The sequence below is a fragment of the Paenarthrobacter sp. 10N417 genome, from assembly GCF_056394745.1.
This window is the reverse complement of record NZ_JBFTIL010000001.1, coordinates 427,229-451,606: the sequence shown is the minus strand read 5'-3', so window position 1 is coordinate 451,606 and position 24,378 is coordinate 427,229. Positions and strand designations below refer to the sequence as shown.

The window sequence follows — 24,378 nt, the reverse complement described above, 5'->3', positions numbered from 1 at the left end:
AGACAGCGGCCATGGACGTGGCACTTGCAGCCGCCTTGGGCGGGCCGCGTGGAGCCAACCCCTTGGTGGGCGCCGTTGTGCTCAGCCCCGGGGGCGAACAACTCGCCGTCGGCTACCATCGGGGAGCCGGCACAGCCCACGCCGAGGCAGATGCCATTCTTGAGGCACGCCGTCAGGGAGTGGACCTTGCAGGAACGACCATGGTGGTCACCCTGGAGCCTTGCAACCACGTGGGCCGTACGGGTCCCTGCGCACAGGCCATCATTGAGGCCGGAATCTCCAGGGTGATTTACGCCGTCGACGATCCCCACGATCCCGCCGCGGGCGGCGCCCGCACGTTGAAAGCAGCGGGAGTCGACGTCGAATCCGGGCTCGCCGCCGACAAGGCGTTTGACCTCAATCGCGAATGGTTCGACACCGTCGCAACCAAACGTCCCTTCGTCACGTTGCACATTGCCCAGACGCTGGACAGCCGCATCGCCGCAGTGGACGGTACCAGCCAATGGATTTCCAGTCCTGAGTCCCTCGCGGACAACCATGCGTTGCGGGGACTCATCGACGCGATCCTGGTGGGCACAGGCACGGTACTTATCGACAACCCCCGGCTTACGGCCCGGGCATCCGACGGTAGCCTGGCTCAGCGCCAGCCGCTCCGCGCCGTCATGGGTTTGAGGGACGTTCCCCAAGACGCGGCGGTACGCGGAACCGATGGCCTTTTTGTGCACCTACAAAGCAGGGACCCGGCGGAAGCGCTCAGCCAACTGTTCCACCAAGGCGTCAGGCACGTCATGGTGGAGGGCGGCTCAAGCATCCTCAGTACGTTCCTTGCTGCTGGCTTGGTGGACGAACTGATCGTCTATCTTGCTCCAACCCTTTTGGGGTCCGGAACGCCCGCTCTGAACGACCTCGGCATTACCACCTTGGCCGATGCCCAGCAATGGGCCTGGGACGATGCCGGTGGCGGGGCTGTACAGACCCTGGGCAACGACCTTCGGCTGCATTTGCGGTCAATGAGATCGGCAACCAATACAGCACCAGCCAGCACCACCACGAATTCCATTCCGCGCAGTGAAGCTGCGGAATACGTCACAGGAGGACACTAAATGTTTACCGGAATCGTTGCCGAACAGGGCACCGTCCTGGGTATTGACCGCGACGGCGATGATAGCGCGACGCTGCGGCTGAAAGCCCCGACCACCACAGAAGGTCTCCCGTTGGGAGGATCCATCGCAGTCAATGGAGTCTGCCTCACCGCCACTCAGATTGACGGGCAGGATTTCAGCGTCGACGTCATGGGGGAGACCCTGGTCCGCACCACCATCGGCGAGTTGGCTGCGGGCGATACGGTGAACCTTGAGCGCTGCGTCCCTGCTGGTGGGCGCCTCGACGGCCACGTGGTCCAAGGACATGTTGACGGCGTGGGTGAGCTGCTGGAACGTGAGCCCCTGGGCAACTGGGACCGTTTGAGGTTTGGCGTCCCTGGCCCGCTGGCACGATACATCGCCGAGAAGGGTTCGATCGCCGTCGACGGTGTTTCGCTGACCGTGACGGCCGTGAGTGCAGCTGCTGAAGCGGCTCCCTGGTTCGAAGTAGGGCTCATCCCTACGACTCTGGAGGAGACAGGCCTGGGGGCTAAGCAGGTTGGTGCGCGGGTGAACCTGGAAGTGGACGTGCTTGCGAAGTACACCGAAAGGCTCCTGTCCTTCGCTCCGCAGGGCTCCCCGGCGCACCGCGCCAGCGTGGAAACGTCCAGCGTGGAAACGGCCAGCGAGTCAGCTGGAAACAAGGAGGCTGCGCGATGAGTACCCCGACCAAGACGGTCTCGACGGCGACGGATCGTACAGGCCTGGATCCCGTGGAAGCTGCGATCGCGGCGATGGCTGCCGGCCAGGCAGTCATCGTGGTGGACAACGAAGACCGCGAGAATGAAGGCGACATCATTTTCGCTGCCGAACACGCCACGCCCGCCCTCATGGGGTGGACCATCCGGTATTCATCGGGCGTCATTTGCGTTCCGCTTGAAGCGGAACGTGCAGATGCCCTTGCGCTTCCGCCCATGGTGGCAGTCAATGAGGACGCCAAAGGTACTGCCTACACTGTTTCCTGCGATGCGGCCATCGGAGTGAGCACTGGTATCTCGGCTACGGACCGCGCATTGACGGCCAGGATCCTCGCCGATCCGCAGAGCACTCCAGCGGCGATCACGCGCCCCGGGCATATTTTCCCGCTTCGGGCGGTTAAGGGGGGAGTGCGTGAACGTCCGGGACACACGGAAGCAGCCGTGGACCTGTGTCGGCTTGCCGGGCTTGCTCCGGTGGGCGTGATCGCTGAGTTGGTACATGACGATGGTGAAATGATGCGCCTGGACAGTCTGCGTGATTTCGCCGCCGAACACGGATGCCCCCTCATCTCCATTGAGGATCTGGTGGCATACGTCGACGCGGTAGAGTCCCAGACGGCACACGTTTCAGTGGCAGACGAGGAGAAGCGATGACCGCACCGACAACGCGCAGCAGCGGCGACACCGAGCCCACACCCCACCCGGTGAGCGGCGGCCCGATTGTCCAGCTGCCCACAGCCTTTGGGGACTTTGTAGCCCAGGCCTGGACGGACCACGTTACGGGCGTGGAACACCTTGCCGTGAGTTCCCCCAACCCGCCTAAGGATGGCCACGCCCCACTGGTGCGCCTGCACTCCGAATGCCTCACTGGCGACGTCTTCGGATCTTATCGTTGCGATTGCGGCGAGCAATTGGCCTTTGCCCTTGAGCTCATCCACGCTGAGGGTGGAACACTCCTGTACTTGCGGGGCCAGGAAGGGCGCGGCATTGGTCTCGCCAACAAGATCAAGGCCTACGCGCTGCAGGAAGCCGGTTTCGATACCGTCGAGGCCAACGAACAGCTGGGCCTGCCGGTAGACGCACGCTCCTACGGTGCCGCGGGTCAGATCCTGGCCGAGATGGGCCTGCATGAGGTCCGGTTGCTCAGCAACAATCCGGACAAGCAGAATCGCCTGGCCGAGGCTGGCGTCTCGGTGGTGGAAATGGTTCCCACGGAAGTTCCTTCGCGCGAACAGAACCTTCGCTATTTGCAGACCAAGAAAGACCGGATGGATCACCGTCTGACGCTCGAAACCGAGACCGTCGGCAACGGAAAGACACCGTCCCGAAGCCCCTTTGACCACGAACAAGACTGAACGGAATTCCAGCAAACAATGAGCGGACACGGCGCACCCACCATCGACCTCACCACCCTCAATCCCGAGGAAACCTCGCAGCTCAAGCTCGCCATTGTGGCAGCCAGCTGGCACACCCAGATCATGGATGGACTGGTTGATGGCGCACTCCGCGCAGCCAAGGAAGCCGGCATCGCCGAGCCCACCCTTCTGCGCGTCCCCGGCAGCTTCGAACTCCCGGTTGCCGCGGCCCGGCTCGCACCGCACTTCGACGCCGTCGTGGCCCTTGGTGTTGTTATCCGCGGCGGGACGCCGCACTTTGAGTACGTATGCCAGGCCGCGACGTCGGGACTCACCGACGTCAGCGTCCGCACCGGGGTTCCGGTCGGGTTCGGTGTCCTGACCTGCGATACGGAACAGCAGGGCTTGGATCGCGCAGGCCTCCCGGGCTCCAACGAAGACAAGGGACACGAGGCAGTCACCGCGGCCCTTGCCACGGCAGTGACGCTGAAGCAGTACAGCTGACACTGGGACAGTATGGGTTGAAGGGGATGTGGGTGTGTCTTCACTCACATCCCCTTCGTCATGCAACGCCCCAACGAGCGGTGCCAGCCCCTAAGCAAGTAGTCTGTAGGGCGTGAAGAATTTCGAGACGCTGTTCGCAGAACTGAGTGAGAAAGCAGCGACCCGCCCGGCAGGCTCGCGCACGGTTGCCGAACTGGACTCCGGAATCCACGGCATCGGTAAGAAAGTGGTCGAAGAGGCCGCCGAAGTCTGGATGGCCGCCGAGTACGAATCCGACGAAGCCGCTGCCGAGGAAATCTCCCAGTTGCTGTACCACCTGCAGGTCCTCATGCTCGCCAAGGGCCTCAGCCTGGAAGACGTTTACAAGCATCTCTAGCCACGCCACTTCGCATTCCTCAAGCGAAGCCAGCTGCGTGGCCGAAGTGCCTGAAAACCTCCATTCCAAACAGGAAGTCTCCTCATGCTCCGTGTAGCAGTCCCCAACAAGGGATCCCTGTCAGAAGCCGCCTCTGCAATGTTGTCCGAGGCCGGTTACCGCCAGCGCCGCGACACCCGCGAACTGGTCATGGTTGATCCCGACAATGACATTGAATTCTTCTTCCTGCGCCCCCGCGACATCGCCGTGTATGTGGGCCAGGGAACCCTGGACGTCGGAATCACCGGACGCGACCTCCTGCTGGACGCAAAGGTGGAGGCCGAAGAACTCCTTCCCTTGGGCTTTGCCCCTTCCACCTTCCGTTTCGCCGGCCCCGTAGGTGACTTCACCGGCGTCGAACAGCTCGAAGGTAAGCGCCTCGCCACCAGTTACGACGGTCTCCTTCGTGACTATCTGGCGGATCGCGGCGTGAACGCCAAGGTGGTCCGACTGGACGGTGCCGTCGAGTCATCGGTGCGGCTCGGCGTCGCCGACGCCATTGCCGACGTCGTCGAGACGGGCAACACCCTCAAGGCAGCCGGGATGGAAATCTTCGGCGATCCCATTCTTAAGTCCGAGGCCGTGCTGATCAGGCGGACCGGTCCTGGTGGGGCCGCGAACGGCACTGCCAAGGAAATCGACGTTCTCATCCGTCGCCTGCAGGGCGTCCTCGTGGCGCGGCAGTACGTCCTGATGGACTACGACATCCGTAAGGATCTGGTGGAGGATGCTGCTGCGCTCACGCCCGGCCTTGAATCACCCACCGTTTCCCCGCTGCGGGATTCGGATTGGGTGGCCGTGCGGTCCATGGTTCCAAAGAAGGAAACCAACCGCATCATGGATGAGCTGTACGATCTTGGCGCCCGCGCCATCCTGGTCAGCAGCATCCACGCCTGCCGTATCTGACCGGACCGCCTCAGCAGCGCACAGCAGAATTAAGGAGCAGCATATGGCTGTAGCCGTACGCGTCATTCCCTGCCTCGACGTCGATGCCGGCCGAGTGGTCAAAGGCGTCAACTTCGAAGGCCTGAGGGACGCCGGAGACCCCGTGGAACTGGCGCATCGCTACGACAATGGCGGCGCCGATGAACTCACGTTCCTCGACGTCACGGCATCATCGGGCAACCGCGAAACCACGTTCGACGTCGTTCGCCGCACCGCCGAGGAAGTCTTCATCCCGCTGACTGTGGGCGGCGGCGTCCGTGGCGTGGCGGAGGTGGATAAACTCCTGCGCTTCGGTGCAGACAAGGCATCGATCAACACCGCTGCCGTGGCCCGGCCTGAGGTCATCGACGAAATCACCCGCCACTTCGGCTCGCAGGTCCTGGTGCTCTCCGTGGATGCGCGCCGTACCCGCGAAGGCGACGCCCCGACGTCGTCCGGTTTTGAAGTCACCACACACGGCGGCCGGACCGGGACAGGAATCGACGCCATCGCCTGGGCCAAGGAAGCCGCGGACCGGGGTGTGGGAGAAATCCTTTTGAACTCGATCGACGCCGACGGCACCAAGGACGGATTCGACCTTGAACTGATCCGCCTTGTCCGTGGGGCGGTCAACATTCCGATCATCGCCTCCGGTGGTGCCGGGAAGCCTGCGCATTTCCCTCCAGCCTTTTGGCCCATCTCCGCAAGGATGATGGGCCAAAAGTGACCCCGCGTTGTTTGTCTTAGAGGCCGATGTCTGCGGTTTGCAAAAGCGCGACGGCGTCCGGCTGGCCTTCGAAGGTGACCAGCGCCTGGCTGGTGCGGCCGTGCGCATGCATGAGCAATTCGCCGGGTTCGCCCACAATCGCTACCGACACCGGAGCGCGCTTGGCCACATGGCGGGGGCCGGAGGGCCGCACCAGAACGATGCCGAGGTCCACGCCGCGGTAAAGGAAAGCGGCCCGCTTGATGAGTTCATCCCACAGGGCGTCAGAGTACGCTTCGTCGAGGGCCCGGGGCGCCCAACGGTCACCCGCGCGGCGGATGTCCTCAGTGTGGACGAAATATTCGATGAGATTAGACGTTTCGTCCAGTGCCTTGATCTTCAACGGTGAAAGAGCTGGCGGTCCTGCGCGGAACGTCTTGACGAGCTCCGCGTAGTCGTCAGTGGTCTTCAGCTTTGCAGCAAGTTTGGCCGTTGCTTTGTCCGAAGCCTTACCGAGGCTGGGGATCAGGAGGCCAATGCCCACGGCAGCTTTACGCTCGCGCAGGTAGAGGTGCGCCGCAAGGTCCCGGGTGAGCCACCCTTGGCAGAGCGTGGGGGAGTCAGGTCCGGCCGCCAACAGGGTTTCGGCCAGTACTTCTCGGGAAGGATCGACGAAATGCATCACTTGTGAAACTAGCACGATCAGGGCAAGGTTGCGCAGTGGAACCGCCGCAGAATCCGGCTCCCATCAAAGGCACTAGACTTGATCTGATGTCAGAGCAGTCCGCCCCCAGTCCAACTCCTGCCGTGGAGCTCTCCAGCGACCCCGCGGACGCCCTGCCGCAGGAGATCGCCAGCGCCCTTAAGCGCGACTCCGCAGGCCTGGTAGCCGCCATCATCCAGCAGCACGATACCCATGAGGTCCTCATGCTGGGCTGGATGGATGACGAGGCACTCCGTCGCACTATGACCACGGGACGCGTGACGTTCTACTCGCGCTCCCGCCAGGAATACTGGCGCAAGGGCGACACTTCCGGACACGTTCAGTTCGTGAAGTCAGTCGCCCTTGACTGCGACGGTGACGCCCTCCTGGTCCGCGTGGACCAGATCGGCGCAGCCTGCCACACCGGTACCCGGACCTGCTTCGACGGGCGCGACTTTTCGGTCGTAACGGGCCACCGCGATTAAGGCACCCCCTAGTTTCCCTGACGCACCACCTAAGACCAAAGGCGGAGAACAATAGCCATGCAGGACCTTGGAATCATCAGCCCGGGCCTGGAAGAGTTCCGCGAACTCGCCGTCCACAGCCGTGTCATCCCTGTCCGACTCAAAGTCCTCGCCGACGCCGAGACCCCCATCGGGCTGTACCGTAAGCTCGCCAAGGGCCAGCCCGGAACGTTCCTCCTTGAGTCGGCTGCCGTTGGCGGTGCCTGGTCGCGCTATTCCTTCATTGGTGCCAAGTCCCGGGCCACGCTGACCACGAAGGACGGCCAGGCACACTGGATTGGCGAGCCGCCCGTCGGCGTTCCCGTGACTGGCAACCCGGTGGAAGCAGTCCGTGACACCATCGCCGCCCTGGAAACGGACCGTTTTGAAGGGCTGCCACCCTTTACTTCCGGCCTCGTTGGTTTCCTGGGCTGGGAAGCCGTGCGCCATTGGGAGAAGCTGACGGCACCGCCGGAAGACGACCTCCAGCTGCCCGAGATGGCCCTGAACCTGGTCACCGACATGGCAGTGCACGACAACGTGGACGGCACAGTCCTCCTGATCGCCAACGCGATCAACTTCGACAACAGTTCCGAGCGTGTGGATGACGCCTGGCACGACGCCGTGGCGCGGGTTAAAGCGCTGCTGGACCAGGTCAGTACACCTGTTGCCCAGCCGGTCTCGGTGCTGGAGCCGGCCGCACTGGATTTCGCGTCGAGCGTGCAAGAACGCTGGGACGAGGCCAAGTACTTGGAAGCTATCGATCGCGGCAAGGAAGCGATCGTTGATGGCGAGGTCTTCCAGGTGGTCATTTCGCGCCGCTTCGAGATGGAGTGCAAGGCCGACCCGCTGGACGTTTACCGCGTACTGCGCAACACCAACCCGAGCCCGTACATGTACATCTTCAGCCTCGAAGATGCTGACGGCCGCGAGTATTCGATCGTGGGTTCCTCGCCGGAAGCGTTGGTGACGGTAACCGGCGGCGAAGTCATTACGCACCCCATCGCCGGATCGCGTCCCCGTGGCAAGACTGTTGAAGCTGACAAAGCCCTGGCCACGGAACTTTTGGCCGACCAGAAGGAGCGTGCAGAGCACCTCATGCTGGTTGACCTTTCACGTAACGACCTCTCAAAGGTCTGCGTTGCCGGCACGGTTGACGTCACCCAGTTCATGGAGGTGGAGCGTTTCAGCCACATCATGCACTTGGTGTCCACTGTGGTGGGGGAGTTGGCTCCGCATGCCAAGGCCTACGACGTCCTCAAGGCAACGTTCCCCGCAGGTACCCTTTCCGGTGCCCCGAAACCACGGGCCCTGCGCCTACTGGACGAACTCGAACCGCACCGCCGTGGTATCTACGGTGGCGTTGTGGGTTACCTGGACTTTGCCGGTGACATGGACATGGCGATTGCCATCCGTTCTGCGTTGCTGCGGGAAGGCCGGGCCTACGTGCAGGCCGGCGGCGGGATTGTTGCTGATTCACACAAGCCGTCGGAAGCCCTTGAAACCGTGAACAAGGCTGCTGCGCCGCTTCGGGCCGTGCACACGGCGGGTTCGTTGCAAAATATTTCTGCGGAGACCGTTCCCGAAGCAGGAATCGTCGACGGCGGGACGCCCGGCTCATGACCGCTGAAGCACAGGGGCCGACGGCGACCACATCGCCGCGTTGGGCGCGGAAGTCAACTCTTGTTCTTGCAACGGCACTCCTGGCACTCGCTGTCTTTGGAACTACCACGCAGACCTGGATCGAGGTCCGTCTTGATCCGACAGCTGCCTCCAACAGCGACCTCCACGTTCAAGGCAGCAAGGCAGCCACGGCCGTTACCGCACTGGCACTCGTAGCCCTCGCCGGTGGGTTGGCCGCTTCCATTGCGGGGCGGATCGCCCGCTGGATCATCGCGGCCCTCCTTGCTCTGTCTGCTGCTGGGATTATCCTCGCAGCCGCCACGGTCCTGTCCGATCCTCTCGGGGCAGCCCAGGGTTCCATCGCTGCGGCAACCGGCATCTCGGGAGGTCAGGCGAGCGTGGCCACAACGGTCTTCCCCGTGCTGGCAATCGTGGCCGGTGCCCTGCTTGCCGTCTGTGCAGTGGTCTTGCCGCTGGCGGGACGGTATTGGAAATCCCGGACCAAGTACGATGCCGCTGCTGTTAGGGAACGCGGTAACGGACCAGTGGACGAGATCGACAGCTGGGACAGTCTTTCCCGCGGCGAAGACCCAACCTAGGCCGTCCAGCACTCTTTCGGGCCGGTATGGCGCAACATAAGCGCCGGGGCCGGTCCTGACGTCGGACGATGTCCCGGCCGCCGTCAATAAATGGCAGAATGTAAGCAGTATTCATCCTGAGGAGATTCCACATGAGCAAAACCACAGTGTCCGCAAACCAAGCTACCTCCACCATGGCCAGCCACGCTGATGCCATCGGCCACGGTAACAGCCCGGCTGCCTGGACCTGCGTGATTGTGATGCTGGTCGGCGCCCTGATTTCCTCCATTGCTTTCGTCATTGCCAGCACCCCCATCTTCATCGGCGGTGTCGTGGTCATGGTGGCCGGCCTCATCGTGGGCTGGGCCATGCGCAAGGCCGGCTACGGAGTGGGTGGCAGCAAGCTGCAGAACAACGGCCACTAATCGTGACCGTTCTTGACGACATCATCGTCGGCGTCAAGGAGGACATGGAGGCCCGCCGCCGGCTTGTGTCCCTCGTTGAGCTGAAGGACCGCGTTGCAGGTGCAGTTCCCGCGCGTGACGCTTGGGCTGCCCTGGGTGGTCCTTCCTCGAACCGCGAGGATCTCAAGGTCATCGCTGAGATCAAGCGTCGGAGCCCCTCCAAGGGCGATCTCGCACCCATCGACGACCCCGCCTCGCTCGCGGTGCAGTACGAACATGGCGGAGCTTCCGTTATCAGCGTCCTCACCGAGAAGCGACGTTTCGGCGGATCGCTGGCAGATCTCGATGCCGTACGTGCCGCCGTCGATATTCCCTTGCTGCGCAAGGACTTCACGGTGGACGAGTACCAGATCTGGGAAGCCCGCGCCCACGGTGCGGACTTTATTCTGCTGATCGTTGCGGCCTTGTCCGACTCGGAGCTGGCTCACTTCAGCGCCCTCAGCCATGAGCTTGGCATGAACGTGCTCGTGGAAACGCATACCGAAGAGGAAATTGAGCGCGCCGTCGCTGCGCAGGCCAAGATCATCGGCATCAACGTCCGCAACCTGAAGACGCTCGACGTCGACCGTTCAGTTTTCGGTTCACTGGCCGGTTTGATTCCGGCTGAGGCAGTGATTGTGGCGGAGTCCGGCGTGCGGACGGCCGAGGACGTCACACACTATGCTGCGAGCGGTGCCAATGCCATCTTGGTGGGGGAGGCGCTGGTCAGCGACTCAACCCCGCGCGAACGCATCACAGAATTCAAGGCAGCTGGAGCTGCTGCCATCGCCGTCAGGAACTGAGGCAGTACCTGAAACAAGGCGACAGCCATGAGGCAGCCCGGGCATGAGCCTGCGGCTGCCTTGTGGCACGTGGAACTACCCGATGAACTAACTTCGAACAGGACGGTGAGACTGATGGTGGACGCGCCAACAGCCAGCTCGGAAGAGAATGCGGCCGACGCATTCCTGCAAGGTGGCACTTCGCTGCGCAACGCGAGCGGGCCGTACTTCGGTAACTACGGTGGCCGTTGGATGCCCGAGTCACTTATCGCCGCACTCGACGAAGTCCAGGACACGTTCGAAAAAGCCAAGGCCGATCCTGAGTTCCTCGCGGAGTTGAAGGACCTCAACAAGAACTACTCCGGGCGTCCGTCACTGCTCACTGAGGCCAAGCGCTTCTCCAAGCACGCTGGTGGCGCGAGGATTTTCCTTAAGCGTGAGGACCTCAACCACACCGGTTCGCACAAGATCAACAACGTCCTGGGGCAAGCCCTCCTGGCCAAGCGCATGGGCAAGACCCGGGTCATTGCCGAAACCGGCGCAGGCCAGCACGGCGTTGCCAGCGCGACGGCAGCCGCCCTCCTGGGCCTTGAGTGTGTTGTCTACATGGGTGCCGAGGACTGCCGCCGTCAGGCCCTAAACGTGGCACGCATGCAACTGCTCGGCGCCACTGTGGTTCCCGTGACCAATGGTTCGCAGACCCTCAAGGACGCCATCAACGACGCCCTGCGGGATTGGGTTTCAAACGTGGAGAACACCCACTACCTGCTGGGTACCGCGGCCGGAGCTCACCCATTCCCCGCCATGGTTCGTTTCTTCCACGAAGTTATCGGCGAGGAAGCCCGCGCCCAGATCCTGGACCAGACTGGCAAGCTGCCCGATGCCATCTGTGCCTGCATCGGTGGTGGCTCCAATGCCATCGGCCTGTTCCACAGCTTCCTGGACGACGCATCCGTGAAGATCTACGGCTTTGAGGCAGGTGGCGACGGCGTAGAGACCGGGCGTCACGCTGCAGCAATCTCCCTGGGACGTCCCGGTGTGCTGCACGGTGCCCGTTCCTACCTGATGCAGGACGAAGACGGCCAGACCATCGAATCCCACTCGATCTCTGCCGGACTGGACTACCCCAGCGTGGGACCCGAGCACTCGTACCTCGCGGACATTGGACGCGTGACGTACGAGCCCATCACTGACACCGAAGCCATGGACGCCTTCAGCCTCCTGTGCCGGACCGAGGGGATCATCCCAGCTATCGAGTCTGCGCACGCGCTTGCCGGTGCCATCAAGGTGGGCAAGCGCCTCACCGATGGCAAAGAGGACCCGTCCCAGATCTCCGTCATCGTGAACCTGTCCGGTCGCGGGGACAAGGACGTGGAAACCGCAGCCGCATGGTTCAACATGTTGGACGAAGAAGGTCACGTCAAGGGCACCACCCTGTCTACCCGTAAGCCCAAAGGTCCTGCAGAGCGCACCTCCGAAGCAGCCGTGGACGTAAACGAGGACCAGAACTGATGACTGAACAATTCGCCAGCAAATCTGCTGCCGCCATCGACCGTGCCAAGGCTGAAGGCCGGGCAGCCCTTGTCGGATACCTTCCGGCGGGCTACCCCACTGTCCAGGACAGCATCGAGGCAGGCATTGCCCTGGCACGGAACGGTGCGGACCTCATCGAGATCGGTATTCCCTACTCCGATCCAGTGATGGACGGACCTGTAATCCAGGCTGCAACCACGGAAGCGATCAACAACGGTTTCCGCGTCGCCAATGTCTTCGACGTCGTTGCGGGGATTACTGCCGCTACTGACGCCGCCGTGTTGGTGATGACCTACTGGAACCCGGTTATGCGGATGGGTGTGGATGAGTTTTCCCGCCGTCTGACTGAAGCCGGGGGAGCAGGCCTGATTACTCCGGACCTTATTCCGGATGAAGCCAGTGAATGGTTCGCAGCCTCGGACAAGTACGGACTGGACAGGGTCTTCCTGGTGGCTCCGTCGTCAACGCCGGAACGCATGGATATGACTGTCAAGGCGAGCCGTGGCTTTGTGTATGCCGTCTCCATCATGGGCGTGACCGGCACGCGCCAGTCCGTCAGCAGCACCGCCGAAAACGTCGTGGCACGCGCCCATGCTGCTGGCGCGGAACGCGTTTGCGTTGGCCTTGGTGTTTCCAACCCGGATCATGTACGCGAGATAGCTGCCTACGCGGACGGCGTGATCGTCGGCACCGCGCTCGTGGCGGCCCTCCGCGACGGCGGCGTTGACGCCGTCGGCCAACTCACCAAGAACCTCAGCGCCGGCTTGGGCCGCGCAGCTGCAGACGCCTAGGAAAAGGAAACAGCGAAGCCCAATGCAGACCGTCCTCCACGCAGCGGCAATGGTTCCACTGAGCATCCCGAGCCCATCGTGGTCCGGTTTCGACATTCCGCTGCCGTGGGGGACGCTGCGTATCCACGCTTACGCCCTCTGTATCCTGGCGGGCATCATCATCGGCCTCTGGCTGACGTCTGCCCGTTGGAAGCGCCGCGGAGCCCCGGAAGGCAGCCTGTGGGATATCGCTATTTGGGCGATTCCCTTCGGCATCATCGGTGGCCGCCTCTACCACGTGTTTTCGTCGCCGGACGCTTACTTTGGTCCTGGCTTCGACGGCACAGGTGACCTCTCCCTGATTCCGCAGATACAGCGGGGCGGCCTCGGTATTTGGGGTGCCGTGCTGCTTGGCGCCGTGGGTGCCTGGATCGGTTGCCGTCGGGCAGGTGTCAAGCTCACGGCGTTCCTGGATGCTGCGGCTCCCGGTTTGCTGCTTGCCCAGGCGATCGGCCGTTGGGGCAACTGGTTCAACCAGGAACTCTTCGGCGCCCCCACCACGTTGCCGTGGGGACTCCAGATTGACCCTGCCAACGCCAACTTTCCAGCGGGTATGCCCGCAGACACGCTCTTCCACCCGACGTTCCTCTATGAATTCCTGTGGAACATTCTGGGGGTCGCCATTCTGCTCCTGCTGGACCGGAAGTTCCACTTCCGCCGCGGACGCCTGTTCTGGCTCTACGCAATGTATTACACGCTTGGCCGTGTGTGGATCGAAGCCCTCAGGATTGACGACGCCGAGCAAATCAGCCTCTTCGGGATCACCACCAGGCTGAATGTATGGACGAGTATCTTCGTCTTCATTGCGGCGCTGGTTATCTTCCTTGTTCTGGGCAGGGGAGGACGGCCGCAGCCGGATACCCCTTATTTACCGGGCCGGGAACCTGAAGCGACGCCGTCCAAAGATGAGGCTTCCGTGACGAGCGTCACCAGTCATGATGTGGACCCATCTGTCTCGGATAGTGGTTCCCGTGGTAATCTCCCAGATAACCAAAGCGATCCGGGCCACGTTGACGAGCCGCAGGATGCAGCAGGAGATTCCGCAAAGGACACAACGTCCAAGGCGGAATCGGAATCTGCTGCGACTGCCGCAAGGAAGGCCCCCGGATCCTCGCTGGAAGCTGACGACACCAAGTAGTCGCTTCCGGCAAAGGGGCAACAGAGTCACCGCTCGTAGGGCCCAGTCCACAGCGTCGTGGCACCCCGGAAACCGGATCGCAGCATACCGATGTTCACTGGTCAAGCCGGGGCCAGTGGTCTGCGTAACTGTTAGTTGCGTTTGATTGGCTGGCCTACAATTCCAATAACTAGCGCTTTGTTGTGCCCATCACAAGGGCATGCAAGGTGGGGCCAACGTTGTCCCTTCCATACGCACGATCACGAGGAAGGACGTCTCCCATGACCCATCTTCATAACCCCGGTTGGTCCGAAAATATCGAACCGCAGGGTGCCATGTCTCCATTCAAGCGCTTTGCTGCGCTTCCGGAGGCCCGGGGTCTTTACAACCCGGACAAGGAGAAGGACGCCTGCGGCCTGGCAATTATCGCCACGCTCCGCGGGGAACCGGGATACGACATCGTGGAAGCGGCTCTGACTGCCCTCCGCAATCTCGAACACCGCGGCGCCGTGGGCGCCGATGAAGGTACTGGCGACGGTGCGGGCCTGCTCATGCAGGTTCCGGACGAGTTCTTCCGGGCCGTCACAGAATTCGAACTGCCCGGTCCGGGCCAGTATGTGGTGGGTACCGCCTTCCTTCCTGCTGAATCGCGCGAAGCAGCTACGGCCAAGGCCGGTATCGAAGCTCTTGCAGCGGATGAGGGCCTCACGGTCCTTGGCTGGCGTGAAGTTCCCGTGGTCGCAGACCTCGTGGGCGCCATGGCACGGGCCTGTATGCCGTACTTCTCGCAGCCCTTCTTTGCATCCGCTACCGGCGAGCAGCTTGAACGCAACGAACTTGACTCCCGCGCCTGGCGAATCCGCAAGCGGGCCCAGAACAAGTACGGCGTCTACTTCCCGTCGCTGTCCTCGCGCACCATTGTGTACAAGGGCATGCTGACGACAGCCCAGTTGGAGCCGTTCTACCCCGACCTTTCGGATCAGCGCTTCAAGACGAAGCTGGCCATTGTCCACTCACGCTTTTCCACGAACACGTTCCCGTCGTGGCCTCTGGCGCAGCCGTTCCGCACCATCGCCCACAACGGCGAAATCAACACGGTCAAGGGCAACCGCAACTGGATGCGTGCCCGCCAGTCCCAGTTGGCAAGCCCGCTGCTGGGCGACACCCCCGAAGAGCTGTACCCGATCTGCACCCCGGGTGCCTCGGACTCTGCTTCCTTCGACGAAGTAGCCGAGCTCCTTTGGCTCTCCGGCCGCCCGATCACGCACTCGATCATGATGATGATCCCGGAAGCGTGGGAGAACCACGCCACCATGGATCCGGCCCGCCGCGCCTTCTACGAGTACCACTCACTGCTCATGGAGCCGTGGGATGGTCCCGCCGCTGTGTCCTTCACTGACGGCAACCTCGTGGGCGCAACGCTGGACCGTAATGGCCTGCGTCCCGGACGCTACTGGATCACTGAAGACGGCCTGATCATTTTCGCCTCGGAAGTGGGCGTCATCGAGGTCGAGCCTTCCAACGTGGTCAAGAAGGGTCGCGTTGCCCCTGGCAAGATGTTCCTGGTGGACACCGAGGCCGGCCGCATCATCGACGACGCCGAGGTCAAGGCCGAGGTCGCTGCAGCCAACCCGTGGGCCGAATGGCTCAAGGACAACCTGATCGACATCAACGAGCTCCCCGAGCGCGAGCACGTACGCCACACCGCTGCATCGGTTAACATCCGCCAGCGGACCTTCGGTTACACCACTGAAGAACTGAAGATCCTGCTCGGCCCCATGTCCCGCACGGGCGCTGAGCCCCTGGGTGCCATGGGTTCCGATACCCCGGTTGCCGTACTGTCCAAGCGTCCGCGCTTGCTGTTCGACTACTTCGTGCAGTCCTTCGCCCAGGTCACCAACCCGCCGCTGGACGCCATCCGCGAAGAGCTGGTCACGTCACTGAAGTGCGCCATCGGACCCAACGGCAACCTTTTGGATGGCAAGCAGGTCCGCCAACCGCAGATCTCCCTGCCGTTCCCCGTGATCAACAACGATCAACTCGCCAAGATCTCGAACATCGAAAACGCCGACGGCGATCGCATCGCCATGAAGGTACGTGGCCTTTACCGCCCGGAGGGTGGGGAAGCGGCACTGCGTGCCCGTCTGACAGAGATCTGCGAGCAGGTTTCCGGCGCGATCAACCGTGGCGTGCAGTACGTTGTGCTGTCCGACCGCGACTCGAACGCGCAGTGGGCACCTATTCCGTCGCTCCTGCTGGTCAGCGCTGTCCACCACCACTTGCTCCGCAGTGCCAACCGCACCAAGACGGCACTCGTGGTTGAGGCCGGCGACGTCCGCGAGACGCACCACGTTGCCGTGCTTATTGGCTACGGCGCATCGGCAGTGAACCCGTACCTCGCCATGGAATCGGTTGAACAGTTGATCTCCAACGGCGACGTCGAGGGCGTGACTCCGGAAGACGGCGTTTACAACCTCATCAAGGGACTCGGCAAGGGTGTCCTGAAGATCATGTCCAAGATGGGCATCTCCACCGTTGCTTCGTACACCGGCGCCCAGACCTTTGAGGCACTGGGCCTGTCGCAGGAGCTCGTTGACGAATTCTTCTCGGGTACGCACTCCCAGCTGGGTGGCGTGGGCCTGGACGTCATTGCCGCGGAAGTTTCGGCACGCCACCAGATGGCGTACCCGGAGGGTGGCATCGAGCACCCGCACCAGCCGTTGCTCGGCGGCGGCGAATACCAGTGGCGCCGCGACGGCGAACCGCACCTCTTCAACCCGGAGACGGTGTTCCGCCTGCAGCACGCCACCCGCGAACGCCGCTACGACATCTTCAAGGCCTACACCAAGGGCGTTGACGATCAGTCCGAGAACCTGATGACCCTGCGTGGGTTGCTCAAGTTCAAGAGTGACGTCCGCCCGGCCGTGCCGCTTGAGGAAGTGGAGTCAGTCTCCAGCATCGTCAAGCGTTTCTCCACCGGCGCCATGAGCTACGGCTCCATCTCCAAGGAAGCCCACGAGACTCTTGCCATCGCCATGAACCGTTTGGGCGCCAAGTCCAATACGGGTGAAGGTGGCGAAGACGTTGACCGTCTGCTGGATCCGGAGCGCCGCTCTGCCATCAAGCAGATTGCTTCCGGCCGCTTCGGTGTCACCAGCCTGTACCTGACCAACGCTGACGACATCCAAATCAAGATGGCACAGGGCGCCAAACCCGGCGAGGGTGGCCAGTTGATGGCCCAGAAGGTCTACCCCTGGGTAGCCCGCACGCGCCACTCGACGCCCGGTGTCGGACTCATTTCCCCGCCTCCGCACCACGACATCTACTCGATCGAAGACCTCGCGCAGCTCATCTACGATGCCAAGCGCGCCAACCCTTCGGCCCGTGTACACGTGAAGTTGGTTTCGGAAGTCGGGATCGGCACTGTGGCCTCCGGCGTGACCAAGGCGAAGGCCGACGTCGTGCTTGTTTCAGGTCACGACGGCGGTACCGGCGCCTCGCCGCTGAACTCGCTGAAGCATGCAGGCGTGCCGTGGGAACTTGGCCTGGCCGAGACCCAGCAAACCCTCATGCTCAATGGCCTCCGCGACCGCGTAGTGGTCCAGGTGGACGGCCAGCTCAAGACCGGCCGTGACGTTGTCATTGCCGCCCTGCTGGGTGGCGAAGAGTTCGGTTTCGCAACGGCCCCGCTGGTTGTCTCCGGCTGCATCATGATGCGCGTTTGCCACTTGGACACTTGCCCCGTTGGTGTTGCTACCCAGAACCCGGAACTGCGTTCGAGGTTCAACGGCAAGCCTGAGTTCGTGGTCAACTTCTTCGAGTTCCTCGCGGAAGAAGTCCGCGAAATCCTGGCAGAGCTCGGTTTCCGCAGCCTCGAAGAGGCGATCGGCCACGCTGAAGTACTGGACACCCGCGAAGCGATCGACCACTGGAAGGCCGAAGGCCTGGACCTGGATCCGATCCTGCACGGTCTTGAGTTTGACGACGACGTGCCGCTGCGCAACATGACCACGCAGAACCACGAGCTGGACAAGCACTTCGACCAGCGGCTCATCACCATGGCCGCCGAAGCGCTCAGTGACCGCATGCCCGTCAAGATCACCCTGGACGTCATCAACACGGACCGTTCCGTGGGCACGATGCTCGGCCATGTGGTGACCAAGACGTTCGGCACCGATGTGCTGGCGACGGACACCATCGACATCACGCTCAACGGCACCGCCGGCCAGTCACTTGGCGCCTTCCTGCCTGCCGGCATCACGCTGCGCATGTACGGAGACTCCAACGACTACGTGGGCAAGGGCCTCTCAGGCGGACGTATCATCGTCCGCCCGGACCGCACCAACGTGTTCCAGGCAGAGCGCAACGTCATTGCGGGAAACGTCATCGGCTACGGCGCAACGAGTGGCGAGATGTTCCTGCGCGGCCAGGTTGGTGAACGCTTCCTGGTGCGTAACTCGGGTGCGACCGCCGTCGTCGAAGGTATTGGCGATCACGGATGCGAGTACATGACCGGTGGCCAAACACTGATCATTGGCCGTACCGGACGCAACTTCGGTGCCGGCATGTCCGGTGGTACTGCTTACGTGCTGGACCTGCAGCACGAGCGCGTCAACAAGGATGCGCTGGACTCCGGTGAACTTCAGCTCCTTGAGCTGGACGCCGAGGACCGCGACATCGTCCACGGCCTGCTCACCAAGCACGCCGAGGAAACCGAATCCGTCCTGGCCGGCCGTCTGCTCGAGAACTTCGACGACACCGCCGCCCGCATCACCAAAGTACTGCCGCGCGACTACGCCGCAGTCCTGCAAACCCGTCTCGACGCCATCGAAGAGGGCCTTGACCCCGACGGCGAAGAAGTATGGTCTCGAATCCTGGAGGTAACCGGTGGCTGATCCACGCGGATTTCTGAAAGTCCGGCAGCGCGAGACGCAGCCACGCCGTCCCGTTCCGGTCCGCATCATGGACTGGAAAGAAGTGTATGAAGCCCAGGAAAAGGGTGTCCTGAAGAGCCAGGCAGGCCGCTGCATGGACTGTGGCGTACCGTTCTGCCACCAGGGCTGCCCGCTGGGCAACCTCATTCCCGAGTGGAACGACCTCGTGTGGCGGGACAAGGGTGAGGAAGCGATTGAACGCCTTCACGCCACGAACAACTTCCCGGAGTTCACCGGCCGTCTGTGCCCGGCACCCTGCGAAGCGTCCTGCGTGCTGGGTATCAACCAGCCTGCCGTGACCATCAAGCAGGTTGAGGTTTCCATCATTGACGAAGCCTTCGACAACGACTGGGTCCACCCCCTTCCGCCGACGCGCCTCACTGGCAAGACGGTTGCCGTGGTGGGGTCCGGTCCTGCAGGCCTCGCAGTTGCACAGCAGCTGACCCGCGTTGGTCACACAGTCGCCGTGTACGAGCGCGACGACAAGATCGGCGGCCTGCTTCGCTACGGCATCCCGGATTTCAAAATGGAGAAGGAACAGGTTGACCGCCGCCTGGAGCAGATGAAGGCCGAAGGCACCCGCTTCCGCACCGGCGTCGCAGTCGGTACGGACGTGACCTGGGAACAGCTGCGCCGTCGTTACGACGCCGTCGTGATTGCTACCGGTGCAACCGTCCCGCGCGATCTGCCGATTCCGGGCCGTGACCTTGAAGGTGTTCACTTTGCCATGGATTACCTGGTTCCTTCCAACCGCGTAGTAGCGGGGGAGAGCCCGGAAAATCACATCGATGCCCGTGGCAAGCATGTGGTCATCCTTGGTGGCGGCGATACCGGCGCGGACTGCATCGGTACAGCGCACCGTCACCAGGCGGCTTCTGTTACCACGCTGGCGATCGGCAAGCAGCCGCCTCTTGAGCGTGCAGGTCACCARCCGTGGCCGACGTTCCCCACGCTCTTCGAGGTCGCCAGCGCCCACGAAGAAGGTGGCGAGCGTACGTACCTGGCCTCCACCGTGGAGTTTGTTGGCGAGAACGGCAAACTCACCGGGGTCAAGGTTGCCGAGACGGAGTTCGTGGATGGCAAGCGCCTCCCGAAGGCCGGGACGGAGCGGATCATTCCTGCTGACCTCGTCTTCCTGAGCCTCGGCTTCACCGGTGCTGAACCGGCCGGTATCACCGAGCAGGTCAGTGCAGAATTCGACGGTCGGGGCAACGTAGCCCGCGACGGCTACTACATGACGAACACCGAGGGTGTGTTTGTTGCCGGCGACGCCGGACGTGGCCAGTCCCTGATTGTGTGGGCCATTGCCGAAGGCCGTGCGTGTGCGGCAGCAGTGGACAAGTTCCTCATGGGAAGCACAATCCTTCCGGCACCGGTCGCCCCCACCGACCGGGCAATCGCGGTCTTATAGCGCCGGCAGGAATGATCTTTAACTCAATCAGCAGCACACTACTTAGGGTAGGTATATGAGACGCGCGAAAATTGTGGCAACTTTCGGTCCGGCAATCTCCAGCTATGACAACACTCTTGCAGTGCTGGAAGCCGGCGTTGACGTTGCCCGCATGAACATGAGCCACGGCGACTACTCCGTGCATGACATCACCTACGAGAATGTCCGCAAGGCTGCGGCGCAACTGCACAAGCCCGTGGCCATCATGGCTGACCTCCAGGGTCCCAAGATCCGTCTTGGCCGCTTTGTTGACGGCCCGCACGAGCTGGCTGTTGGCGACATCTTCACCATCACCACCGAAGACGTCCCCGGCACCAAGGACATCTGCTCCACTACGCTTAAGAGCCTCACCGAAGACGTCAACGTGGGCGACGCCCTGTTGATCGACGACGGCAAGGTTGCCCTTCGCGCCATCGAAGTTGACGACGTCAAGGTTGTCGCCACCGTTACGGTCGGTGGCAAGGTGTCCAACAACAAGGGCATCAACCTGCCCGGTGTTGCCGTCAACGTCCCCGCACTGAGCGAAAAGGACGAGGACGACCTCCGTTGGGCCCTCAAGCGTGGCGTGGACCTGGTTGCCTTGTCCTTCGTCCGGGATGCCTCCGACATCAAGCGCGTCCACGAAATCATGGACGAAGAAGGCCGCCGCGTTCCGGTGATCGCCAAGATCGAAAAGCCCCAGGCCGTGGACCAGCTCCACGAAATCATCGATGCGTTCGACGCCATCATGGTTGCCCGTGGTGACCTCGGTGTTGAGCTCCCGCTCGAAGAGGTGCCGATCGTCCAGAAGCGCGCCATTGAACTGGCACGCCGCTGGGCCAAGCCGGTCATCGTGGCAACTCAGGTCCTGGAATCCATGATCGACAACCCGCGTCCGACGCGTGCCGAGGCTTCTGACTGCGCAAACGCAGTTCTCGACGGCGCCGACGCAGTCATGCTGTCCGGCGAAACCTCAGTGGGTCAGTACCCGATCGAAACCGTCAAGGTCATGGCCCGGATCATCGAGTCCACCGAAGAGCACGGCCTCGAGCGCGTCCCCCCGCTGGGCACCAAGCCCAAGACCCGCGGTGGCGCCATCACCCGTGCCGCCGTCGAAATCGCCGACCAACTGGACGCAAAGTACATCTGTACGTTCACCCAGTCCGGTGACTCGGCACGTCGCCTCTCGCGTCTGCGCCCGGTCAAGCCGGTCTTCGCTTTCACGCCGGTTGAACACGTCTGGAACCAGCTCGCCCTCACCTGGGGCATCCAGCCGGTACTGGTCCCCACCGTTGGCCACACCGACGAAATGACCGCACAGGTTGACCGCAGCCTCCTGGACATGAAGATCGTCGAGGAAGGTGACCTGGTGGTCATCGCTGCCGGTTCCCCTCCCGGACAGGCCGGTTCCACGAACTCGCTGAAGGTCCACAAGGTGGGCGACCTCGCCGACACGTCCTCCGTGGACGCGTCGCGCAAGGAGCCCGTTGGCCCGTGGCCTGAAAAGAAAAGCAAGACCAGGGCCTAGGTTCCTGGCTCAGGCTTGAGTGAAGCGGGTCCTGCCAACTTTTTGTTCGTGGGGCCCGCTTTGCTGTTTCCTGGCTTGGGTGGGTACGACGGCGGCCGGCCACCTTTCGATGAGGTGACCGGCCGCCGTCGTTGACTGCTTGGTGCTAGTTGACCTGGTTGATGATCGTTTCAGCAACCTCACGCATGCTCAGGCGACGGTCCATGGACGTCTTCTGGATCCAGCGGAAAGCCTCCGGCTCCGTAAGTCCCATCTTGGTGGTCAGGAGGCTCTTGGCGCGCTCTACGAGCTTGCGGGTGGCGAACTGCTCCTGGAGATCGGAAACCTCGTTTTCGAGGGCCTTGATCTCCTCGTGGCGGGACAGAGCGATCTCAATGGCGGGGATGAGGTCAGCGGGCGTAAACGGCTTCACAACGTAAGCCATGGCGCCGGCGTCGCGGGCACGCTCCACGAGTTCCTTCTGGCTGAAAGCAGTCAACAGGACAACGGGGGCGATGCGGGCCTTGACGATCTTCTCTGCCGCCGAGATGCCATCCATGACGGGCATCTTCACATCCATGAGGACAAGGTCCGGCTTCAGCTCTTCGGCCAACTGTACGGCCTTCTCGCCGTTGTCTGCCTCGCCGACGACGTCGTACCCTTCGCCCTTCAGGATCTCAATAATGTCCAAGCGGATGAGGGTCTCATCCTCGGCAACGACGACGCGTCGGGCCAGTTGGGCTGCGGGTGTGGACTCCGTCTGTTCGGTCACGGGATCTCCTTGAAAAGGTTCGGCGGGTTCTAGTCCATCTTAGTGTGGACCGCTGCGGCACATGATTTTGTTGCACTCGCGCGCCCAGTTCTGAAAAACAGCCTATCTGCATGTAGAGTAGTTTCGCGTGCTGGGAAAGGATCGCGTTGCTCACAGCCATGAGAGCAGTCAGCGAGAATTAACTTCCCGGTAATCCGCGCCCGAGTGGCGGAATTGGCAGACGCGCCGCACTCAAAATGCGGTATCGAAAGGTGTGTGGGTTCGAGTCCCACCTCGGGCACAGTAATGTCGCAGGTCAGGGGCCTATATGGCCCCTGACTGTTGACAAAACCCCCAAATCTGTTGACACGGAACTAGCATTTTTATGTGGCTAGTATCCGGAAACGCGTCAAAAAGGACGGCTCTTCGTCCTTCATGGTGGTCTGGCGCGACCCCAAGATCCGGAAGCAGCAGGGCATCACTGTCGACTCCGCGCATGAGGCTGAAACGCTGAAGCGGTTACTCGATGCGAACGGCCAATCATTCGAGGTCGCCCAGCAGGCGCTTCTGGACAACAGGGCGAAGATACCCACGGTTGGCGACGTCATTCAGGAGCACATCGACCTCCTGATCCGGCCGTCGAGCGGGACCGTCAAGACGTATCAGACAATGCTTGATCTTCATGTGAAGAAGGTCATCGGGCACGTCCCTGTCGACAAATTGGATTACCGGATGATCGCCTACTGGGTTAAGTCGATGATGGCCAAGGGCCGCTCACCGAAGACGATCAAGAACGTGCACGGGCTGATCTCTGCTTCGATGAACACTGCGGAGATGCTGGGGTACATCACCCGCAATCCTTGCCGCGGCGTGCAGTTGCCCAGCGTTGAAAAGGCCGAGGACGAAATGATGTTCCTCACCCATGCTGAGTTCGGGTTGATCATGGAGGGCATGGGGGAGCGTTACCGGGATTTCACGAACTTCCTAGTCATGACCGGGACGCGCTTTGGTGAAGCGACGGCGCTCACCGTCGCGGACATCGATCTCCTGGGAAAACCGGCCACTGCCCGGATCAACAAGGCGTGGAAACGGGACGGGCAGAACCAGTTCTATATCGGTCCGACGAAGACAGGCGCTGGCAAGAGGACCATCGGGTTGAACCCTGCCCTGGTGGACCTGTTGATTCCGTTGGTGGCCGGCCGCCTTGGTGGTGACCTGCTTTTCACAACACCCAAAGGTGAGCGGATTGTTCACAAGCTGTACTGGCACCACTACTGGATGCCCGCGGTCATAGCTGCGCAGGAGCGCGGCTTGCGAAAGAACCCGCGCATTCACGATCTACGGCACACGCATGCTTCCTGGCTAATTCAGGACGGCGTCCCTATCTTCACGATCTCGCGTCGGTTGGGGCACGCCTCGACCAGGACTACAGAGGGCGTCTATGGGCACCTCATGCCGGAAGCTCTGCAGGCTGGGGCGGATGCGACGGAGCGCTCGGTGGCTGCGTTTATGCGGTAGAGATGCCGTGGTTTGTTCGTGCTCAGGAAACGAGGCGATTGCGGGCCCTTGTTCCGATGAGCCGGGTGCTGGTTGTGTCGCCGCTTGCGGCGGCCGCCCGGTGTGTGCCGGGCAGGATCTCACTTAGCCTGGCTATCTCTGCGATGTGCTCTGACGTAAAGACGATCTTTCCCTTGCCCCAGCACGCGTGAGGGAAGCGTCCCGCGGCTGCGCCGTCACGCAGCCATCCCTCGCTGCATCGCATGAGACTTGCTGCTTCCGCAGGCTCAAAGAATTCCAGGTCCATGTCTATCCGTCCAAGGTGAAATCCAATGTGAAGTTTTCATGGAGCATTTGAACGTGAAGGACATGACTAACAAAATCTACCTTCGCGAAGAGGACAA

At 62.2% G+C, this 24,378-nt stretch carries 22 protein-coding genes, 1 tRNA gene and 1 pseudogene; 21 read left to right on the top strand and 3 right to left on the bottom strand.

The features are described 5' to 3' along the window. Positions 1-11 precede the first annotated feature (11 nt). From ribD to hisF, 8 genes and pseudogenes are all read left to right on the top strand, one after another. Positions 12-1,103 carry a bifunctional diaminohydroxyphosphoribosylaminopyrimidine deaminase/5-amino-6-(5-phosphoribosylamino)uracil reductase RibD gene (ribD, locus tag AC1DCM_RS01850; protein WP_477517164.1) on the top strand — a complete coding sequence of 364 codons (1,092 nt, stop codon included), beginning with the start codon at positions 12-14 and terminating at the stop codon, positions 1,101-1,103. Continuing rightward, positions 1,104-1,802, top strand: coding sequence for a riboflavin synthase (locus AC1DCM_RS01845; RefSeq protein ID WP_477517081.1), 699 nt, complete (start codon positions 1,104-1,106; stop codon positions 1,800-1,802). Continuing rightward, a complete protein-coding gene (ribB, locus tag AC1DCM_RS01840) occupies positions 1,799-2,494 on the top strand; it encodes a 3,4-dihydroxy-2-butanone-4-phosphate synthase (protein WP_442002990.1) in 696 nt (231 codons plus the stop codon). The genes AC1DCM_RS01845 and ribB overlap by 4 nt, the downstream gene beginning before the upstream one ends. After that, on the top strand, positions 2,491-3,195 hold the full coding sequence (gene ribA, locus AC1DCM_RS01835) for a GTP cyclohydrolase II (protein ID WP_477517080.1): 705 nt from the start codon (positions 2,491-2,493) through the stop codon (positions 3,193-3,195). The genes ribB and ribA overlap by 4 nt, the downstream gene beginning before the upstream one ends. An 18-nt stretch (positions 3,196-3,213) precedes the next feature. After that, positions 3,214-3,699 carry a 6,7-dimethyl-8-ribityllumazine synthase gene (gene ribH / locus AC1DCM_RS01830; RefSeq protein WP_477517079.1) on the top strand — a complete coding sequence of 162 codons (486 nt, stop codon included), beginning with the start codon at positions 3,214-3,216 and terminating at the stop codon, positions 3,697-3,699. A 112-nt stretch (positions 3,700-3,811) separates the two neighbouring features. Beyond that, positions 3,812-4,075 carry a phosphoribosyl-ATP diphosphatase gene (locus AC1DCM_RS01825; RefSeq protein ID WP_018778638.1) on the top strand — a complete coding sequence of 88 codons (264 nt, stop codon included), beginning with the start codon at positions 3,812-3,814 and terminating at the stop codon, positions 4,073-4,075. An 84-nt stretch (positions 4,076-4,159) separates the two neighbouring features. Next, a complete protein-coding gene (gene hisG, locus AC1DCM_RS01820) occupies positions 4,160-5,020 on the top strand; it encodes an ATP phosphoribosyltransferase (RefSeq protein WP_442002993.1) in 861 nt (286 codons plus the stop codon). 43 nt (positions 5,021-5,063) lie between these two features. Next, a pseudogene (gene hisF / locus AC1DCM_RS01815) lies at positions 5,064-5,726 on the top strand (imidazole glycerol phosphate synthase subunit HisF); the annotation flags it as partial. A gap of 55 nt (positions 5,727-5,781) precedes the next feature. On the opposite strand, the gene AC1DCM_RS01810 reads toward hisF, so the two are convergent. Continuing rightward, a complete protein-coding gene (locus AC1DCM_RS01810; RefSeq protein WP_216923805.1) occupies positions 5,782-6,426 on the bottom strand; it encodes a TIGR03085 family metal-binding protein in 645 nt (214 codons plus the stop codon). An 89-nt stretch (positions 6,427-6,515) separates the two neighbouring features. Here AC1DCM_RS01810 and hisI point away from each other — a divergent pair, with 89 nt between their 5' ends. From hisI to pyk, 11 genes are all read left to right on the top strand, one after another. Next, positions 6,516-6,932: a phosphoribosyl-AMP cyclohydrolase gene (hisI, locus tag AC1DCM_RS01805; RefSeq protein WP_442016822.1), complete on the top strand. Its 417-nt coding sequence runs from the start codon at positions 6,516-6,518 to the stop codon at positions 6,930-6,932. 57 nt (positions 6,933-6,989) lie between these two features. Beyond that, the gene (locus tag AC1DCM_RS01800) at positions 6,990-8,573 is read left to right on the top strand and encodes an anthranilate synthase component I (RefSeq protein WP_477517078.1); all 1,584 of its coding nucleotides are present in this window, start codon (positions 6,990-6,992) and stop codon (positions 8,571-8,573) included. Beyond that, positions 8,570-9,172 carry a Trp biosynthesis-associated membrane protein gene (locus tag AC1DCM_RS01795; RefSeq protein ID WP_477517077.1) on the top strand — a complete coding sequence of 201 codons (603 nt, stop codon included), beginning with the start codon at positions 8,570-8,572 and terminating at the stop codon, positions 9,170-9,172. Before AC1DCM_RS01800 ends, AC1DCM_RS01795 begins: the two co-directional genes overlap by 4 nt. 131 nt (positions 9,173-9,303) lie before the next feature. Beyond that, positions 9,304-9,576: an HGxxPAAW family protein gene (locus AC1DCM_RS01790; protein WP_216923214.1), complete on the top strand. Its 273-nt coding sequence runs from the start codon at positions 9,304-9,306 to the stop codon at positions 9,574-9,576. A gap of 2 nt (positions 9,577-9,578) precedes the next feature. Beyond that, a complete protein-coding gene (gene trpC / locus AC1DCM_RS01785; protein ID WP_477517076.1) occupies positions 9,579-10,397 on the top strand; it encodes an indole-3-glycerol phosphate synthase TrpC in 819 nt (272 codons plus the stop codon). A 114-nt stretch (positions 10,398-10,511) separates the two neighbouring features. Beyond that, entirely contained in the window at positions 10,512-11,888 is a 1,377-nt protein-coding gene (gene trpB, locus AC1DCM_RS01780) for a tryptophan synthase subunit beta (RefSeq protein ID WP_477517163.1), read from the top strand. Beyond that, positions 11,888-12,700 carry a tryptophan synthase subunit alpha gene (gene trpA / locus AC1DCM_RS01775; RefSeq protein ID WP_477517075.1) on the top strand — a complete coding sequence of 271 codons (813 nt, stop codon included), beginning with the start codon at positions 11,888-11,890 and terminating at the stop codon, positions 12,698-12,700. Before trpB ends, trpA begins: the two co-directional genes overlap by 1 nt. 22 nt (positions 12,701-12,722) lie before the next feature. Further along, complete coding sequence (gene lgt / locus AC1DCM_RS01770; RefSeq protein WP_477517074.1) at positions 12,723-13,877, top strand: prolipoprotein diacylglyceryl transferase; 1,155 nt, start codon at positions 12,723-12,725, stop codon at positions 13,875-13,877. 260 nt (positions 13,878-14,137) lie between these two features. Beyond that, positions 14,138-18,751, top strand: a complete 4,614-nt coding sequence (gene gltB / locus AC1DCM_RS01765) for a glutamate synthase large subunit (RefSeq protein ID WP_477517073.1) — start codon at positions 14,138-14,140, stop codon at positions 18,749-18,751. Beyond that, on the top strand, positions 18,744-20,201 hold the full coding sequence (locus tag AC1DCM_RS01760) for a glutamate synthase subunit beta (RefSeq protein WP_442003002.1): 1,458 nt from the start codon (positions 18,744-18,746) through the stop codon (positions 20,199-20,201). The genes gltB and AC1DCM_RS01760 overlap by 8 nt, the downstream gene beginning before the upstream one ends. A gap of 55 nt (positions 20,202-20,256) precedes the next feature. Beyond that, complete coding sequence (gene pyk / locus AC1DCM_RS01755; protein WP_431119891.1) at positions 20,257-21,747, top strand: pyruvate kinase; 1,491 nt, start codon at positions 20,257-20,259, stop codon at positions 21,745-21,747. A 145-nt stretch (positions 21,748-21,892) separates the two neighbouring features. On the opposite strand, the gene AC1DCM_RS01750 is transcribed toward pyk, so the two are convergent. Beyond that, a complete protein-coding gene (locus AC1DCM_RS01750; protein ID WP_431119893.1) occupies positions 21,893-22,498 on the bottom strand; it encodes an ANTAR domain-containing response regulator in 606 nt (201 codons plus the stop codon). Positions 22,499-22,696: 198 nt separating this feature from the next. On the opposite strand from AC1DCM_RS01750, the gene AC1DCM_RS01745 reads away from it, so the two are divergent. Both AC1DCM_RS01745 and AC1DCM_RS01740 read left to right on the top strand, forming a co-directional pair. Then, positions 22,697-22,778 (top strand) — tRNA-Leu (locus AC1DCM_RS01745). An 86-nt stretch (positions 22,779-22,864) separates the two neighbouring features. Continuing rightward, a complete protein-coding gene (locus AC1DCM_RS01740; protein ID WP_477517072.1) occupies positions 22,865-23,995 on the top strand; it encodes a tyrosine-type recombinase/integrase in 1,131 nt (376 codons plus the stop codon). Positions 23,996-24,017: 22 nt separating this feature from the next. Here the strand turns inward: AC1DCM_RS01740 and AC1DCM_RS01735 are convergent, their stop codons facing one another. Then, positions 24,018-24,281 (bottom strand): hypothetical protein, encoded by a 264-nt coding sequence (locus AC1DCM_RS01735; RefSeq protein WP_477517071.1) that lies wholly within the window; start codon positions 24,279-24,281, stop codon positions 24,018-24,020. Positions 24,282-24,378: the final 97 nt, after the last annotated feature.

Bases quoted from the DNA above. Each gene is read 5' to 3' on its own strand.
- ribH (WP_477517079.1), top strand. From the start codon at position 3,214: ATGAGCGGACACGGCGCACCCACCATCGACCTCACCACCCTCAATCCC.
- AC1DCM_RS01735 (WP_477517071.1), bottom strand. From the start codon at position 24,281: ATGGACCTGGAATTCTTTGAGCCTGCGGAAGCAGCAAGTCTCATGCGA.
- pyk (WP_431119891.1), top strand. From the start codon at position 20,257: ATGAGACGCGCGAAAATTGTGGCAACTTTCGGTCCGGCAATCTCCAGC.
- trpB (WP_477517163.1), top strand. From the start codon at position 10,512: ATGGTGGACGCGCCAACAGCCAGCTCGGAAGAGAATGCGGCCGACGCA.
- ribD (WP_477517164.1), top strand. From the start codon at position 12: ATGGACGTGGCACTTGCAGCCGCCTTGGGCGGGCCGCGTGGAGCCAAC.
- lgt (WP_477517074.1), top strand. From the start codon at position 12,723: ATGCAGACCGTCCTCCACGCAGCGGCAATGGTTCCACTGAGCATCCCG.
- gltB (WP_477517073.1), top strand. From the start codon at position 14,138: ATGACCCATCTTCATAACCCCGGTTGGTCCGAAAATATCGAACCGCAG.
- hisG (WP_442002993.1), top strand. From the start codon at position 4,160: ATGCTCCGTGTAGCAGTCCCCAACAAGGGATCCCTGTCAGAAGCCGCC.
- AC1DCM_RS01795 (WP_477517077.1), top strand. From the start codon at position 8,570: ATGACCGCTGAAGCACAGGGGCCGACGGCGACCACATCGCCGCGTTGG.
- AC1DCM_RS01810 (WP_216923805.1), bottom strand. From the start codon at position 6,426: ATGCATTTCGTCGATCCTTCCCGAGAAGTACTGGCCGAAACCCTGTTG.
- trpA (WP_477517075.1), top strand. From the start codon at position 11,888: ATGACTGAACAATTCGCCAGCAAATCTGCTGCCGCCATCGACCGTGCC.
- AC1DCM_RS01790 (WP_216923214.1), top strand. From the start codon at position 9,304: ATGAGCAAAACCACAGTGTCCGCAAACCAAGCTACCTCCACCATGGCC.
- AC1DCM_RS01800 (WP_477517078.1), top strand. From the start codon at position 6,990: ATGCAGGACCTTGGAATCATCAGCCCGGGCCTGGAAGAGTTCCGCGAA.
- ribB (WP_442002990.1), top strand. From the start codon at position 1,799: ATGAGTACCCCGACCAAGACGGTCTCGACGGCGACGGATCGTACAGGC.
- ribA (WP_477517080.1), top strand. From the start codon at position 2,491: ATGACCGCACCGACAACGCGCAGCAGCGGCGACACCGAGCCCACACCC.
- AC1DCM_RS01845 (WP_477517081.1), top strand. From the start codon at position 1,104: ATGTTTACCGGAATCGTTGCCGAACAGGGCACCGTCCTGGGTATTGAC.
- hisI (WP_442016822.1), top strand. From the start codon at position 6,516: ATGTCAGAGCAGTCCGCCCCCAGTCCAACTCCTGCCGTGGAGCTCTCC.